The following is a 17,112-nucleotide window of genomic DNA, read 5'->3' on the forward strand; positions in this document are numbered from 1 at the left end:
CCTGCATAAGGATAAGGAAAACGGAAATAATTTGAAAAAAAAACTACAAAAGTTTGGCGGAACCAAAAAAACTTAATACCTTTGCACTCGCTTTTAAGGCACATCGACCTGCCAGCAATGATGAAAGCATTGGAGAGATGGTAGAGTGGTCGATTACAGCGGTCTTGAAAACCGCCGTACCGAGAGGTACCGGGGGTTCGAATCCCTCTCTCTCCGCAAAGAGTTCAATGAGCAACATCGTTGAACTCTTTTTTTATGCTCTGAGCGGGCAGGCTTCTTTTATGGTTTTGATTGTAAACAGAATTCCGCCTTATGTTGTGGGACACTCGTTTATGTCGTTTTATACACTAACATCACCATTTCATACAAGCATACCTTCGTGCTCATTACCATTATAAAACAAAAGGCTATCTTTGCGACCAGATAATAACTATAATAAAAGCAATGAACAATATGCAGAAAATTATTAGAATAGTCTTGCCCTGGGCTTGCTTTGCGCTCATTATCTGGGTGTGTCGCTTTAGAGGCTCCGATTACATCGATTGGAGATGGTTGATAGGTGCTGTTGGCATTAGTGCTGTTTGTTATGCGATGTTGTATGTGAAACGACATAAGATGCTTGGCAAAATAGAAGAGCATCGCAATCAGTTGAAGCAACAGGCTGAAGAGGCTATTGCGCCCGAATTGGAGAATATTAATGGCAATTGGCTGAAGAAGGACATGTTAAAACGTCGCATGATAAGGGAATATCTTGAAAAGAATACCGATTATTATGCTGATGTTGATGGCAATGACGCTATTAGGAAGGTGCAGGATTGGATATCTTCTCTGGAGTTGAGTATTTTCTTGCCTTTTTGGGGAATAATCTTTTGGGGAATCGTTTTTATACTATTTGCATTATTACTTCATTGGTCGTTTCCAATCCAAATGGCTATATGTGGCGTAATGTCCGTTGTGGCAAGTGTCATTCTGATATGGCGGCGCAATTATGTGCTGGCTCCGATAGCCATTGGTCTTGCTGTAATGTTTCTTTATGGTCTTTTTAATGCAGGAATAGATGGAGTGGAAATGCCGGCCTACCACATGGTGGTGAAAAACGAAGGAAATATATTTCTTGCCCCATCGCATGCGGAAAACACCATGTGGGGTAGCATCGTGATACTATGTGTCACAAATATTTGCCTTGCTTTATATCCTTTTTTGAAGAAAAATGCATTGGTGATTTACGCGATATTAATCTTAGTGGTCGTTGAGGCAATACGTTACGGTGTTCATATGGACGTGACGCCCGCTATTCCCATCTCATACTCGTATTATCTGTATGTCTTGTTGTGTGCCGTCAATGCCGACTTGGCGGTTATGCTCGGCATATCGTACAATGCAGCGTTTATACTATTGTTCGTTTATTTGGTATGGCTGCTTCCTGTAATCTTTGCCCTGCCTGCTTTCGTAAGGTCCTGGAAGGGGATGGGCGAACTTAAAGAGCGGTCGCCGTTGTTCAAGAAAACCAAATACAGACGCCAATACTACGCCTGTCTGACATGTCTGATAATGAATGCCTTGGCAACAGCTTTGGTATGGGGACGATTTATAGGTATATCTGCGGAAGAGTGTGCAGAGATATTGATAAAAGACACCCAAAACTTATCCAACTTTATCGGTATAGGATATTTCGCAAAGAACTTCATCGTCTATTGTGCGCCAATCTTGGCAAGCGCTCTTATCAGCTGGATATTATTTGCTATCACTAAACAAAAAAATAAAATTGAATGAAGACAATGAATAAGAAATATATCGTATTGTTAGTGGTCTTACTGTTGATGGCTTGCATTCCTTTCGTCCCTCCAATATATCAAAGATATACGAAACCATTGTATAAGAATTACATCGATGCCAAGGAATGGTATGGCAAGGTGGATTGCGAGAATTTGTCGCAAGTAAGGGACTATTGCGATAGACGAGGGTATAGCACGGATTATTATATCTTGGTCGATTTCTCCATACCTTCGGGAGGACACTGAAAAAGTCCCCTTTTTTTATGACCAAAACGGAAAATGCTTACGATTTGTAACTTCTCTTTCTGCAAATCGCCTAAATAAGGCTAAAATAGATAGATAATAAAGGGTAAAACAGCTATTTCTCCGTCATCAACTTTCAATTTGATAGTGGGTTTTAGTTTTTCAGTGCCCTCCTTCGGGCAAGAAGCGGTTCTTCATATATGACTTGCAGAATGGCAAGCGCTTGATGAGTAGCTATTGTATGCATGGCAGTGGCAAAGGAAATACAGATGCCAAGCCTAAGTTCAGCAATGAGTTTGGAAGTGGCTGCTCCAGCCTTGTACGGTATGTGATGGTAGGAAAGGGGCGTAAGTTTAAGAATTACATCCGCCTTAGAGGACTTGACAAGACGAACTATTTAGCTGAGACTCGTGATATCTTGATTCATTCGGCGGGAAAGGTGACGAGATTTTCTGGTGAAAGGGAGTATATTCCATTAGGTTCAGAGAGCCTGGGTTGCTTCACGGTATCGAGGGATTGCGTGACTAAAGTGATGGAGATATATCAAGGCGCTTCAAAGCAAAGACCTGTGATAATTTATGCTAAATATAACTGATATAGCCTTTGAAGAGTATGGCGATGTACTTGATTCAATGATTAAGAATTGAGGTATGACCAAGGAAGAATAACAAGCAAAGGTAAAGGACTTTGTCTGTAGCCTTTGACATTAACTTTTTTACGCAAAAGGTATAAACAGTTGTAGGACTTTTTATAGTAAGAGGGTACTTGGCTTGGCTATAGAACCATGAAGGTGTTACTACGGAGCCTTCTATATGCAAATTCCCTGTGGTAGAAATCATTTCGTAAAAAAATGGGGCTGAACGCTTGTTATGCCGAGATAAATCCCTACATTTGCATTTGGTGTATTAGTCTGCTGACGGTCGCTCGTCTGGCCGACACCTATTATTATATATATAGTGCAAATGATATTAGATATACTATTGCTATGGGCCTATTAGACTTTTTGAAACGCGGTAGCGAGGATGTTGGCATGGAAGCCAAGAGGGTCTATGACGAAGCCGAACAGCTGTATAAGGCTGGAAACTATGACGATGCCGTGAGATTGTATGAAAAGGCGTGGAGCAAATACCCTGATGTGGGTGATTTCTACGGCCTTTTGGCTTGTTATATCCATTACAACGACGCATCCGGCAATGAGATGCGTTGTTGCGAACTGGCCCGCCATGGTGCCGAGAAGGGCAATTCGCAAAGCATGTACCGTTACGCACTTTTCCTTGATACTGGCCATGGATGTGTTGAGGACAAGGCAGAGTCGCGCCACTGGCTGGAGAAATCTACCGAACAGGGCAATCCCGACGCAGCCTACGCCTTGGCCTCCCTGTTGTATGATGAAGTCAAGACCAATCCACTGCTGCTCGACCGCTGTTACCGATTGACCAAGGTGTATGCCGACCGAGGACATGAGGGGGCAAAGAATAGACTGGACGAGTGGTTCGGCCCCATCAGGGATGACGAGTGGCAAGGCTTTACCACCGCCCGTATGGCCCAGCGTGGCTACAACTGGCTGTGTGGCAGAGAGGGATTTCAGCAGAACCTTGCGCTCGCCATGCGATGCCTGCGTGCTGCCGCCGAGCGTGGCGATGCTGCGGCACGCAGTAATCTTGGCTGGTGTTTCGAGAAGCAAGGTGACTATGCGTCTGCCAACGATTGCTATATCCTGAGTGCCAGCCAGGGTTGCACCACAGCCATGTTGAATATTGCCACCAATCTGCACAAAGGATTGGGCGCCCCCAAGGACGATGCCGGTGCGCGTCGCTATCTGCGTATGGCCCACGATGCGGGAGACGAGCGCGCCAAGAAGCGCATGGCTCAGTATTTTCCCGAGGATGAAGTGCGCGAACAGTCGGCTGGCATGACCGCCGAGGAGATGAACAAGCGTGCATGGGCTTACCTGAAAGGCGTAGACAACTGTGAGCACGATGCCAAGAAGGCGGTCTTGTGGTTTGATGCCGCAGCCTCTCATGGCCTTGTCTTGGCATGGTACGGTCGTGGAGTCGCTCTGGATGAGCAGAAACTCCATTCCGAAGCCTTTGCCTCTTATCTCCGTGGAGCTGAGCAGGGCAACGCCAAGTGCATGTTTACTGTAGGCATCCGTTACGCCGAAGGCAAGGGATGCAAGCACGACGATGCCAGCGCCCAGGCATGGCTCCTCCAAGCCCATGAGACGGGCGAGCCAAGAGCCAAGGGCAAACTCTATGAACTCTATCCCGAAGTGGAGCGTGAAGACAAGGTGCAGTTTATGCTGGATAATATGCCGACCTGCATAGATGAAGACTTCTCTTCTGAAGAGTATGATGTTGAGGCTATGGCGCATGACCTTGTCAACGACGAGGACTATGAACTGGCACGAGAACTGCTGGACGGCTATTTCCAGGAGATTGACGGCGGCGCCCAGCCATCCTCTTGCCATGAAGACCTGCTGCTCTATCTCGCTTGGGTATGCTACAAGGATGGCGACGGCAGCGACGCTCAGTCTCCCCACCACAATTTCCGCCTTGCCCACGATTACCTGATAGATATTGGCGATGACTTTGATGCCTATTGTGACGACAGTTATATGAAACTGGCTGAGCTTTACGATGCTTGCTATACCTGCTATGATGACTATGACTTGAAGCACGTTCCGAGACACCGCAGCAGAAAATGGTATGTCCGCAAGGCGTATGAATATTATAGCCAAGCTGCCGACGAGGGCTTCCCGATGGGAATGTACTACAAAGCCCGTTTTCTCATTGATGGCGATGTGGTGGAAAGCGACTTCAACCAAGCCTTTATGCTCTTGAAGGAGAGCGAAGAGGGTGGCGACGCCGAACCCCTCTACTGGCTTGGCAATATGTATTATTACTCCGACTATGGGCGAGTAAACAAAGATGCGGCACGCGATTATTACGAGCGATACGTTGCTTTGGAGGAAGAGCGTGTCGAAAGCGAAGGCTGCATGTCGGCCGATTTTGCCCAGGCTTCCTGCAATCTTGCCCATCTGTTGCTTCAAAACCACTCCAACGCCGATGACTATCAGGCACGCCAGTTGCTCGATAGAGTGGTCGACAGCCACCATACCGTCGCAGACGCCCTGTTTGGATACATGCTCTATGAAGGGCGAGGCGGTATGAAAATCAAGGCAACCGGACTCGATTTCATGCGTAAGGCAGCAGCCAACGGCGACTCTATGGCCAGACAGTTCCTGCGCAATTATGGGTATAGATGAGCTGTTATAGTCATAATTGCAAGCAACCATCATAGAAACATGGATAAAGGGAAAATGTGAACAACTTGTGATATTTTATGAATATGCCTAAGCGATAATTAATCAGTAACTTTGCAGCCGAATTATCAAAGTTAGGTATGAAAAGAATATTGTTCACATTTTCCTTGACACTTCTCTTGTGCCATGCCATGGCACAGGAGACGCTGTCTCTGGGTCAATGCCTGAAGATGGGCATTGAGCGAAATCTAAATCTGAAGACTTATGAAGGCAATGTGCTTAAGGGCAAGCACGATGTCAGTGAAAACCGTGCCCGTCTGTTGCCCCAGATTAATATTGGCGCCGGACTCAACGACAATTTCACTCCCCCAGTATCGGTGACCGATGGTAGTGCTTATGGCAAGCCTTACAATGTTACCAAGACGTTGCAGTACAATTCGTCGGCAAGCATCCAGCTGCAGATGCCGCTCTACAGCCAGACGGCACTTACAGCCCTCGACATCGCCAAGACCCTCGACCACCTCAACACGCTCTCTTACGCCAAGGCCAAGGAAGACCTGATAGTGCAAATTAGCAAGATGTACTATCTCGCCCAGAATACCGAAGAGCAGATAGCCATTATCAAGGACAACATCAAGCGCCTGGAGGAACTGCGCGACATCACCCAGGCCTTCCATGACAACGACATGGCGCTCGGCGTCGACGTGAAGCGTGTCAATGTCAATCTCGAGAACCTCAGCGTGCAGTATGACAATGCCAAGGCCATGCTCACCCAGCAGTATAACATGCTGAAATATGTCATCGACTATCCCGCCGACAAGACCATTGCCGTAGAGAAAGCCGACATCGAACAGATAGACATGGCGTCGCTCACAGGACTCAACGAGAACCTCTATGAGCTCCAGCTGCTGCAGGCCCAGCGCACCCTCGCCGAACAGAAGAAGAAACTTGCCAAAGACGGATACCTCCCCACGGTTGCCCTCACGGGCAACTGGACCTACGCAGCCTTTACCGACAACATCAGGAATTGGTTTCATGCCGGAGAGTCCAACCATTGGTACAAGTCCAACGGCATAGGTGTGTCGCTGCGCATCCCCGTGTTCGACGGTTTTGAGAAGCGGTCGAAGATACGTAAGGCCCAGGTGGATATCGACAATGCCCGACTCTCCTACGAGAATGCACTGAAGGGTATGCAGACTCAGTATGCCAACGCTGTCAACGACCTGGCCAACAACCAGCGCAACTTCAGCAAACAGCGCGACAACTACCTGCTTGCCGAGGAGGTATATAAGGTCACAAGCGACAGATACCGTGAGGGCATAACCTCGATGACCGAGGTGCTGCAGGACGAGATGAGCATGAGCGACGCCCAGAACAACTATCTCACCGCCCACTTCAACTACCAGGTGTCCAACCTGACCCTGCTCAAGCTCACTGGCCAGCTGGACAAACTCATCAAATAATAGAAACTTACAAACAATATCATAGAAATGGAAACAAGCAATAACCCCACCAACCACAATACCAGCAACGACACCCCCAACCAGTCTACCCACGAAGTTACCGCCGCCCAGCTCAAGCGCCAGCGCATACGCCAGCTGCTTGTAAGCCTTATCGGTGTGGCCATCCTCGTATGGGGCATCGTGAAGATTGGCTGTATGTTTATGGACTACAAATCTAATGAGAAGAGCGATGACGCACAGGTCGAGCAATATATCTCGCCCGTCAATCTGCGCGCTTCGGGATATATCAAGAAGATTTATTTCAAGGAGCATCAGGATGTTAAGAAGGGTGACACCCTTCTGGTGCTCGACGACCGTGAATACCGCATCCGCGTGATGGAAGCCGAGGCTGCCCTCAAGGATGCCATGGCCGGTGCCAATGTGGTTGACGCTTCGCTTCAGACCACCCAGACCTCTGCCACCGTCTACGAGGCGTCGATAGCCGAGATAGAGATACGTCTTGCCAAACTGGAGAAGGACCGCCAGCGCTATCAGAACCTCGTGGCCCGCAATGCCGCCACCCCCATCCAGCTCGAGCAGATTGAGACCGAATACAATACTACCAAGAAGAAGCTCGACGCGACCCGCCGACAGCAGAAGGCTGCCTACTCGGGTGTGAACGAGGTGCAGACACGCAAGAAGAATACCGCCGCAGCTATCGAGCGTGCCGAGGCTGCCCTGGAGATGGCCAAGCTCAACCTCTCTTATTGCGTGGTGACCGCTCCCTGCGATGGCAAACTCGGCCGTCGTTCGCTCGAAGACGGACAGGCTGTCAACGCCGGTCAAACCATCACCTACATCATGCCCGACACCCAGAAGTGGGTCATCGCCAACTACAAGGAGACCCAGGTGGAGAAGCTCTATGTGGGCCAGAAGGTCACCATGACCGTCGACGCCTTTGATGGCAAGGAGTTTGAGGGCCGCATCACCGCCATATCCGGTGCCACAGGTTCCAAGTACTCTCTCGTGCCCACCGACAACTCTGCCGGCAACTTTGTCAAGATTCAGCAGCGTGTGCCCGTCAGGATAGAGTTTGAGGGAATATCCAAGGCCGACAACGACAAACTGGCTGCGGGAATGATGGTCGTAGTTAAGGCTCAACTCAAGAAATGACACAAGCAGAGATATACACGGCAGTACCCGCGCATTTGCCGAAGAATTTCCCGTTCTACAACTGGGTGCCAAAGCCCCTTGGCATAGCCTTTCTCGTCATACTTTTCATACCTATCATGACGGTCAGCGGTGCCTACTCCGTCAATAGCAGTGAGATGGTGGGTGGGCTTGGCATCCAGTCAGAACACATCGCCTTCATCAGCTTTGTCACGTCGATAGGCATGGCTGCGTTCTCGCCGTTCTTCTACCAGCTGGTCTGCGTGCGACGCCAGAAGATGATGAGCCTCGTGGGCTTCTCGATTCTGGCGGTGCAGAGCTACATCTGTGCCAACACCGACAGCCTGTTCATTCTGGCTCTCAACAGCCTTATCATGGGATTTGTGAGACAGACGCTGCTCATGTGCAACCTCTTCACCCTCATCAAGTATGGGTTTGGTATCGAGGCCACGCGCAATGTGTCGCCAGGCAACGAGCCGAGCGATGAGGCTGGCTGGGATGCGCTCGACACCGAGAAGAAAGCGAGCCAGCCCATCATCTACTTCTTCTTCATGCTGCTCGGACAGATAGGTACGTGGCTTACGGCGTGGTTTGCTTACAATTACCATTGGCAGATGGTCTATTATGCCATGTTGGGCTCCATCCTCGTGGCGTTGCTCATCACTCTGGTGTGCATGCCCTACAACCCTTATCCCACCAAGCGGTCGCCCTTGTCGTTTTCCAAGTTCGGCAATGTGGTGGTGTTCTGTCTGATGTGCTGCTCCTTTATATATATTATGGTATATGGCAAGGTCTACGACTGGTACGACGACGCCTCCATCTGCTGGGCCACGGTGATTTGCGTGGTGTCGACCCTGCTCTTTGTCTATCTCGAGAAGACGCGGCGCTCGCCGTACTTCATGCTCAAGGCGTTTCGCTCGCGCAGCATCCAGGGCGGCATACTGCTTTTCATCGCACTGATGATATGCAACTCCAGCTCCATGCTGGTCAACATCTTTGTGGGCGTGGGCATGAAGACCGACCAGATACAGGTGGCAGCCCTCGGCAACTGGGTTTTGTTGGGCTATTTCATCGGCCTCGTCTCTATCCTGCTGCTCAACAACAAGGGCGTGCACTTCAAGTGGTTCTTCGCCCTCGGCTTCATACTGATTGGGGCAGCCTCGCTGTTCATGTACTTTGAGGTGCAGACCGACGGCATGCTCGAGCGCATGAAGTGGCCCGTCGTCATCCGTGCCACGGGTATGATGCTGCTCTATTCGCTCATTGCCGTCTACGCCAACCAGCGCATGCCCTACAAACTGCTGTCCACCTGGGTGTGCATCATGCTCACCGTGCGTATGGTGATAGCCCCTGGCATAGGTTCGGCTCTCTACCAGAACCTCTTTCAGTATCGCCAGCAGTATTACATTACCCGCTATGCCCATGACTACGACCGCACCGATGCAGCCACAGCCATGACCTACGACCAGACAGCCCGCGGAATGCAGTATCAGGGCAAGAGCGAAACCGAGGCACAACACATGGCAGCCATTTCTACCAAGGGCAAGGTGCAGGTGCAGGCCACCATCTCCGCCATCAAGGAGATATCGGGTTGGACCATCTATGCCTGTATCATCTTTGCCGGACTGATGCTCGTGGTGCCTTGGCCCAAGCGCGACATATCCAAGGATACGCGTGAGTGGTTTGTCAATTATTAGACAGTCAGCCACTCTGGCTTCAATACATAAGACACGGTGAAAGCAATATTTGTAGCGCGATTTGTTACAAATGTTGCTTTCTCTTTTGTCGTGTTGGATATTTTTGCTATCTTCGTCGCCGACAATCGTACACCTATGCAGAACGACAACAACATCACGCTCCTCGAACAGCAGATGGCCAACAATGAAGACATCTGTTGCTCCTGTGGCAATATCACTTCCTTCCCCCAAGCCTTCTTCGACCGCTTCCACGTGACCGATGTGGGCATTATCGTATGTACTTCGGGCAGCTTCTCCTTCACTTGCGAAGGGGTGGAGTACCAGGTGGCTACGGGCGAGACGGCCTTCCTCTCCCACGGCGTCAGCTTCACCGTGACCCGCCACAGTACCGACTGCTCCGTGGTCATCATCCTCTATCGCGTCGACTCTATCCGCGACATTCTCGGCAACACGGTGGTGGGTATGAAGTTCATGGAGTTTGTCAACCCCAAGGCTTGCCGCGTGATGCACACCGGACATGAAGACGAGCTGACCCACTACTCCCAACTTCTGGCAGCGGGCAATGGCGATGCCAACGTGTTTGCCCTCAACGAGCGTCGCCTGCTGCTGCTCTCGCTTACCTACAGGCTGTGCAGCATCTTCCGCGCCCTTTCTACCGACGGCGACAACGAGCCCAGTCGCAAGCTCGAGACCTATATGCGCCTCATGCAGCTCATCGACAGCCATTATGCCGAGGAGAGGGGAGTAAGATACTATGCCGATAGGCTCTGTCTGTCGCCCAAATACCTTACCATGCTCGTCAAGTCAGTGTCGGGCTATACCGTGCAGCAGCTCGTGTTCAAGGCGATCACCAAGAAGGCGGTTTCGCTGATAACCACCACCGACAAGAGCATCAAGGAAATCGCCGACATTCTCAACTTCCCCAACGCCTCAGCCTTCGGCACTTTCTTCAAGAAGCAGGTGGGCATGTCGCCCATCAACTATCGGCAGAAGGGAGGCTGATATATCGAGAAAATGGGAACCTTGTTTTCCGACAGTCATCGCCGCTGTCAGTGCCAAGGCAAAGCCTTCAGAAGTAGCCATGGGTTTTCGTATTTTTATATCCTTACTGGTGGCGACCAGTGTCGGCTATACCTTTTTTATATAGCCGCTTTATTCGCTTAATGATAATCTTGATCCTGTTTGCAGTCCAGTTTATGGACTTATAGACTGCATTTGCTGGCGCGTGACGGCCGTTACGTGCTTCCGCTTCGTATGGCGCGCGCTCCCGTTTCGTCCGATACGTGCTTCCGTTTCGTTCGACGCGTGTCGCCAAAGGTGGTCAGCAGCTGCGTGGAGGTACCCTCCAGCATTGCCGAGGTACCCTCCAGCACCGTAAAGATGGTCAGCAGAGTAGGGGAGACGTTTGACAGGCCGAAGGACAGGGATGTTATGTGCGAGGGGTGTATTTGCGTCGTGGTATCTATGGTCGTGAGGGAGAGGGCGGACATCTGCATCCGTCTGTCGCTGAAAGAAAAACATGTGAGTATAAACGAAGAAAACCAGCAGATGCCGGCTTTTGCTGATAGTGGGTCTTCTTATGGTAAGACCCACACTCTGGAGTAAGATTATGATTCTCAATGCGGAGATTAAAGGTTAACTTGGTTTTTGCTAAACATTTGCGCAGATAAAATGAGATTAATCAAAAATTTTCTAAAGAAAATGATAAAAAATGCAATAAAAGCCGTAACTTTGTACACAATGACAGGTCTTACCATAAGAAGACCAGCTAAGAAGACAAAGATACAACGCCGCTAAAGAGGTGAGTATGCTGTGCGGGTAAGTTCCGCAGACTTAAGACGATTAGCCAACTTTATCTCCACTGGCGATATATCTACAGAATGATTTTATGCACAATGTCTTAGCAGATTTGGCCCTTTCATCCCAGGTGATGATGACCATCCAAGCAGACATAAAGTAGAAGAGAGTTTATGAAGCAGGATTGCACGAGTTCTCCATCTACAGCCGACGAAACCAAGCGCCTTCAACCACTTGAAAGCAACGCGTTTCCAGAGGGCATCCACCTTTCTGAGCCAGAAAAACCATCTGGCCCAGCAATGAAGAAATGCGCCGAATCGAAACCAGCAACCGTTGGCTCGCGTCGCAAGAAAGATGCGACAGACACGACTTGCACGTCGTGGAGCTACCTCTTTGTTCACAACCGCAAGGTCAAATCCATCGAACAGCAGCTCCAGCAAGACGGCATCCCTCATTTCGTTCACAAGACTATCAAATATCTGCCCCGTCGCAGCAACCATGGCGGTATGCGTCAGGTTGAGGCGCCCTCGGTGAGCGGACTGATTTTCCTCCAGGGTTCTCCCCACCAGCTCCAGGCCTATCTCGACGAACATCTGCCCCTGCACAAGCTGTGCAAGAACTGCAGCACTGGCCGCGTGGCTACCATCCCCTGTAACCAGATGGAGCCCTTCATGCGTGTCTCTGAGACCGAGCCCGACAGGCTGCGCTTCCTCCTCCGTCCTTTTGTCTATTACGCCCAGAACCGCACCCTGCTGCGCATTGTCTCTGGCGACTATGCCGGCCTTGAGGGCTATGTCATCCGCATTGCCCGCGACCGCAGACTGGTGATGGATGTCGGCGGCATGGCTGTGGCCATCTCCAATGTCCACGCTGAGCGCTTTGAGGAAGTCGATAAAAACGGTGACGCCAAGAACCGTGCCACCTTCTATAAACGCAATCTCCATGAGCGTCATGCCTTTATCGACACCTTCTTCCATCAGGTGAAGACCGCCCAAGAGGTGGCAGCACAGACCGAGAACATTAAGATGCTCCTCCGTCAGACCCATGCCGACGTGCTCAGCAAGCGCCTTGACATCAAGGACGCCTTTTCCACCTTCTATTTCATGATTGAAGAGATTGGCTACTACTACGCCCCCTTCCTCGACTACGTCAAAGACGACCTCCAGCCCATCATCGACGCTGGCCGCACGGTTATGCAGGAGATAGCCCGTATCGCCTCCACCTTCAAGGATGAAGACCAGCGCCAGCGCTATGAAGCCGAGTACGAAGAGCTACGCACCAACTATGGCTATGTGTTTGATTAAGGTGTGGGCGTAATTATGTGTAATCAACTGTTTGACAGAATCAGACTTGAACTATTATTAAGCAACTATATACATTTTGACACATTATGCATTTCTAATAATATGACCAACTCCTGGATGTGTAAATGTCAATTATTGTATAATTACTATTTGTTAATATTACATTCCTAGAAATCTATATTCAATTTTATTCTGTAATAAGTAATGTATTCACGGCGTAAACTACGATACCACTTATTTAGTATAATATAAAGTATTAGGTCTTTTATGATAGATAACCATTCAAATAATAAACGTATAGCAAAGAATACTGTATTTCTATACTTCCGAATGTTTTTAGTGTTGATAGTTTCGCTTTTCACTACAAGAGTTGTACTGAACGCACTTGGGGTTGTTGATTACGGAATCAATAATGTTGTAGCAGGATTTGTGTCTATGTTCGCATTTCTTAATACATCTATGTCAAATGGAGTGCAACGGTTTTATAATTTTACCCTTGGAAAGAAAGATGGCAATATAGCTAATGTTTATAATACAGCATGGCAAATACAATTTCTATTAGCACTAATTCTATTGTTGTTGTTGGAAACTTTAGGAGTATGGTATATGTATAACAAGATGATAATACCTTCAGAGCGATTCACAGCTGCAATGTGGGTTTTTCAGCTCTCAGTGGCCTCTATGCTGTTAATAGTTATGCAAATACCTTATAATGCAGCAATTATGGCATTTGAGAGGATGGATTTTTATGCATACATTAGTATTTTTGACGTAATAGCAAAATTAGGTATTGCTTATTTATTATTTGTATATAATGGAGACAAACTCATTCTTTATGGTGCTTTACTGTTTGTTGTAACGATTGTTGGCTTCTTTTTAAATTATGGCTATTGCAAGAAGAATTTCAAAGAACTTAATTTCAAAATGCAATATAATAGAGAGCTATTTCGTCCAATGCTTTCCTTTTCTGGTTGGAATGTTTTTGGTTCTTTTGCTTACATGTTGAAGGGTCAAGGTCTAAATATGTTGTTGAATGCATTTTTTGGTCCTGTTGTCAATGCTGCAAGAGGTATCTCTGGGATGATAATGTCTGCAATACAGGGATTTCAAGGTAATATAGTTATTGCTTTCCGTCCACAGATAGTTCAATCGTATTCTTATGGCGATTATGCTCGAGTTAGAGGATTGTTTTATAGTTTGTCAAAAGTTTCTTTTGTGATGTTGGCAATGATGTCTATACCTATTATTCTCGAACTTGATTATATCTTACACTTGTGGTTGGGAGATATAGTACCAGACTACACAAAGTCTTTTACAATATTAGTTCTTGTTAACATGGTAGTTAGTTCGTTGAATACACCTGTTTCTCAAGTTGTTCATGCTACAGGAAAAATGAAAAATTATCAAATTGCAACTAGTTTTATTGTTTGTCTTATTCTTCCAATATCTTGGGTTTTCTTAAAAATAGGATATAATCCAAATTCTGTATATATAGTAAGTTTGGCAATGACAATATTAAATCAAATAGTGTGCAATATCTTTTTGAAAAAGGTATTTCCATATAGTTTTACAGAATATATCTCTTCTGTGATTATTCCTTGTGTGATTTTTACTGTTATTGTGCCAATAATACCAATAGTTTTACAATCGGTAATAGAACAAAGTTTCATTCGCTTGATAATTGTTGGGATGGTAAGTGTAGTAATATCTCTGATTGTCGCTTATCTTGCAATGTTGAATAAACATGAAAAAATATATGTGAAAAATATTATAAATAAAAAAATAAAATGGTAAATACTATTATAGAATATCTTGATCAACATCAAATAAAATACGAACGTGATGTAGATTTAAAGAAAAGAACATGGATACATAGAGGAGGGGTCGCAAGTTTATTCATAATTCCGTCTGATTCAAACCAACTTGCAGATGTAGTTAAGTTCCTTTATCAAGGGCATCATGAATTTCTTTTGATTGGTCATACTTCTAATCTATACATTCTCAATACTGCAAATATCCCAGTAGTAGTTTCTACTCTTCGTTGTAATAAGTTTGAGCTAAAGGGTGACCGGATATATTGTGAGGCGGGTGCTGGAGTAATAAAATTAGCAAAAGCTATGGTTGCTCAAGGGGTAAAAGGTTTTGAATATTTAACTGGACTTCCTGGTACTATTGGTGCAGCAATATGCAATAATAGTTCTTGCAAGGATAATAGTATATCAGAATTATTGTTAAGTGCTACAGTTCTCACTTCTGACGGAGAAATAATCACTATGTATCCAAATGATTTTGAGTTTCAATTCCGCACTTCTATTTTTAAGGAGAAAAGAATAAAAGGCATTATTTTGTCTGCAACTCTCAAAGCAGATTTTTCAAATGTTGCAGAACTTATAGAAACAGCTAAGAAAAATGATAAAGAAAGGGCTGTTCTTCTTGAAGGACATTCAAAGAACCTCGGTTGTACTGTTAATCGTTGTTGGTCATTAGGTTCTATGCCGATATTGTATCGGGTTCATCAAACTTTTTTAAATGTAGCAATGAAGTTATTTGGTATAGATAAAATAAAAAGAAGATTAATTCTCAAACGTCAGTTATTTGCTATTTCTGGTTTTAAAGATGTTGAGCCATACGTTTCTGACAAGAATCCGATTGTATTCATGTGGTTGGATGAAAACGCTGATAAAGTCTTCGATAGATATTTATTATTTATGGAAAAAGTTTATAGGACCAATAAAATAGAGATACAAATAGTTCGATAGTATGATAATATATAATATTATAGGTAAACTGTACGAGATATTGTTTAAGTCGTACGTTAAAAAATCTGTTTCCTCTCTTAATAAAAGATTCGGGGGGGGTAAAAGTGGTATTGCTTGGCCTTACGTAATTAGGGGAGTTGAAAATTTCGTTTTCTCAGATAATGTTAGTATAGGACCTGGAGCAACTATATATTCTACAGCTGCAAAGTTGATAATTAAAGAACATGTTATAATAGGTCCTAATCTAACGATTATAACAGGTGACCACATGCCTATTGTTGGACGTTACATTGATACTGTAACAGCTGGTGAAAAAAAGTCAGAATACGATCAAGATGTAATTATAGAATCCAATGTGTGGATAGGATGTAATGTTACAATCTTAAAAGGTGTTACAATAGGTAGAGGGTCAATAGTGGCAGCAGGTGCTGTGGTTACAAAATCATGTTCTCCTTATTCTGTAATAGGAGGTGTACCTGCAAAATTTATAAAACCTGTGTTCTCCGAAGAAGAAATAAAAGAACATGAACGTTTATTAGAAAATCAAAGATAATGGCAAAAATAAACTTATTAACAATTCATTGGGGCAAGTGTTATGGTGCGATAATGCAAACTTATGCCACATGTAAATTATTGGAAGAATCTGGTCATGAGGTTCACGTAATCAATCTTATTCACCCTTCTACAAAAAAAACATACAAACGTTTACGAAAGTGGGTAGACTTGTTTAGGGAATTTCAATTTTATTTGTTTAAGAAAAAATATTTTTCGAATTTAACAAGCAAATCATACGAAATACTATATAATAAACTTCCATCTGCTGATTATTATGCTGTTGGTAGTGATCAAGTTTGGAACAAGGATATAACAGCTCCCTTCTATTTAGATTATTTTCTTCATTTTGTTCCTAATGGAATAAAAAGAATATCTTTATCATCAAGTTTCGGTAAAACGGAATGGAATCAAGAAGAAACACTAACAAATGAGGTTAAGAATGAGCTAAACAAATTCGTTGCAGTTTCTGTACGTGAAGATAGTGGAGTTGAATTACTCCATGACATATTTAATATAAGTAGCATTCAATTGCCAGATCCAACCATTGGTTATGGTTCTTTTGATAAACTTCTACCAAACAGAAATCCAAAACATCAACTATTTACTTTTTTGTTTAAGAATACACTTGAGAGTAAAGCAATTGTTGAAGGTTGTGTGTCGCAACTTCATATACCAGTGTATAAAAATAATAGGCTTAATAGTTACTTTAGGAACGGTCCTATTGATTGGCTTTCGAATATCGCAAATTCTGATTTTGTAATAACAGATTCATTTCATGGATTAGCTTTAAGTCTGTTGTTTAACAAACAGTTCATTGTACTTTGTGCTGATGAAAAAAAGTTTACAAGACTAAGTTCTTTATTGCGGTTGGTAAAATTAGAAAATAGATTTGTTAAATCATTTTCTGATTTTGAAAATCGCAAGTTTGAACTGTTGAAGCATATTGATTATTCAATGGTAAATAAGATATTGGAATCAGAAAGAAGAAGGTATCAGTTGTATATTGATAAAAATATCAAATAATATGGCCGCTACATAAAAATCAAATAGCGATATCCTTTTTATCTAACATAATATTAATAGTAGTCGGTAGCCCGGCTTTTTG

The 17,112-nt window shown here is 45.4% G+C and carries 11 protein-coding genes, 1 tRNA gene and 1 pseudogene; all 13 read left to right on the forward strand.

What is annotated here, in order from left to right:
* The first annotated feature begins 131 nt into the window (after positions 1-131).
* The 13 genes and pseudogenes from CIK95_RS07900 (at position 132) to CIK95_RS07970 (ending at position 17,030) form a co-directional block, all read left to right on the forward strand.
* Positions 132-216, forward strand: a tRNA-Ser gene (locus CIK95_RS07900).
* A 237-nt stretch (positions 217-453) separates the two neighbouring features.
* A complete protein-coding gene (locus CIK95_RS07905; RefSeq protein WP_144007777.1) occupies positions 454-1,773 on the forward strand; it encodes a hypothetical protein in 1,320 nt (439 codons plus the stop codon).
* Between the two features lie 429 nt (positions 1,774-2,202).
* Positions 2,203-2,613, forward strand: a pseudogene (locus CIK95_RS13645) (murein L,D-transpeptidase catalytic domain-containing protein); the annotation flags it as partial.
* Between the two features lie 408 nt (positions 2,614-3,021).
* The gene (locus CIK95_RS07920) at positions 3,022-5,286 is read left to right on the forward strand and encodes a tetratricopeptide repeat protein (RefSeq protein WP_158215113.1); all 2,265 of its coding nucleotides are present in this window, start codon (positions 3,022-3,024) and stop codon (positions 5,284-5,286) included.
* Positions 5,287-5,423: 137 nt separating this feature from the next.
* The gene (locus tag CIK95_RS07925) at positions 5,424-6,746 is read left to right on the forward strand and encodes a TolC family protein (protein WP_094388765.1); all 1,323 of its coding nucleotides are present in this window, start codon (positions 5,424-5,426) and stop codon (positions 6,744-6,746) included.
* A 27-nt stretch (positions 6,747-6,773) separates the two neighbouring features.
* On the forward strand, positions 6,774-7,898 hold the full coding sequence (locus CIK95_RS07930) for an HlyD family secretion protein (protein ID WP_094466719.1): 1,125 nt from the start codon (positions 6,774-6,776) through the stop codon (positions 7,896-7,898).
* Positions 7,895-9,592, forward strand: a complete 1,698-nt coding sequence (locus CIK95_RS07935; RefSeq protein WP_094466720.1) for an MFS transporter — start codon at positions 7,895-7,897, stop codon at positions 9,590-9,592. The genes CIK95_RS07930 and CIK95_RS07935 overlap by 4 nt, the downstream gene beginning before the upstream one ends.
* Before the next feature lie 135 nt (positions 9,593-9,727).
* Entirely contained in the window at positions 9,728-10,594 is an 867-nt protein-coding gene (locus CIK95_RS07940) for an AraC family transcriptional regulator (protein ID WP_094466721.1), read from the forward strand.
* A gap of 1,094 nt (positions 10,595-11,688) precedes the next feature.
* Entirely contained in the window at positions 11,689-12,693 is a 1,005-nt protein-coding gene (locus CIK95_RS07950; RefSeq protein WP_094466723.1) for a hypothetical protein, read from the forward strand.
* A gap of 267 nt (positions 12,694-12,960) precedes the next feature.
* Complete coding sequence (locus tag CIK95_RS07955) at positions 12,961-14,487, forward strand: lipopolysaccharide biosynthesis protein (RefSeq protein WP_173849867.1); 1,527 nt, start codon at positions 12,961-12,963, stop codon at positions 14,485-14,487.
* The gene (locus CIK95_RS07960; RefSeq protein ID WP_094466724.1) at positions 14,481-15,452 is read left to right on the forward strand and encodes an FAD-binding protein; all 972 of its coding nucleotides are present in this window, start codon (positions 14,481-14,483) and stop codon (positions 15,450-15,452) included. The genes CIK95_RS07955 and CIK95_RS07960 overlap by 7 nt, the downstream gene beginning before the upstream one ends.
* A 1-nt stretch (position 15,453) precedes the next feature.
* Positions 15,454-16,005: a DapH/DapD/GlmU-related protein gene (locus CIK95_RS07965; protein ID WP_094466725.1), complete on the forward strand. Its 552-nt coding sequence runs from the start codon at positions 15,454-15,456 to the stop codon at positions 16,003-16,005.
* A complete protein-coding gene (locus CIK95_RS07970; protein WP_094466726.1) occupies positions 16,005-17,030 on the forward strand; it encodes a polysaccharide pyruvyl transferase family protein in 1,026 nt (341 codons plus the stop codon). The genes CIK95_RS07965 and CIK95_RS07970 overlap by 1 nt, the downstream gene beginning before the upstream one ends.
* The last annotated feature ends 82 nt before the right edge of the window (positions 17,031-17,112 follow it).

The sequence above is a fragment of the Prevotella sp. P5-108 genome (genome assembly GCF_002251385.1).
GTDB lineage: Bacteria > Bacteroidota > Bacteroidia > Bacteroidales > Bacteroidaceae > Prevotella.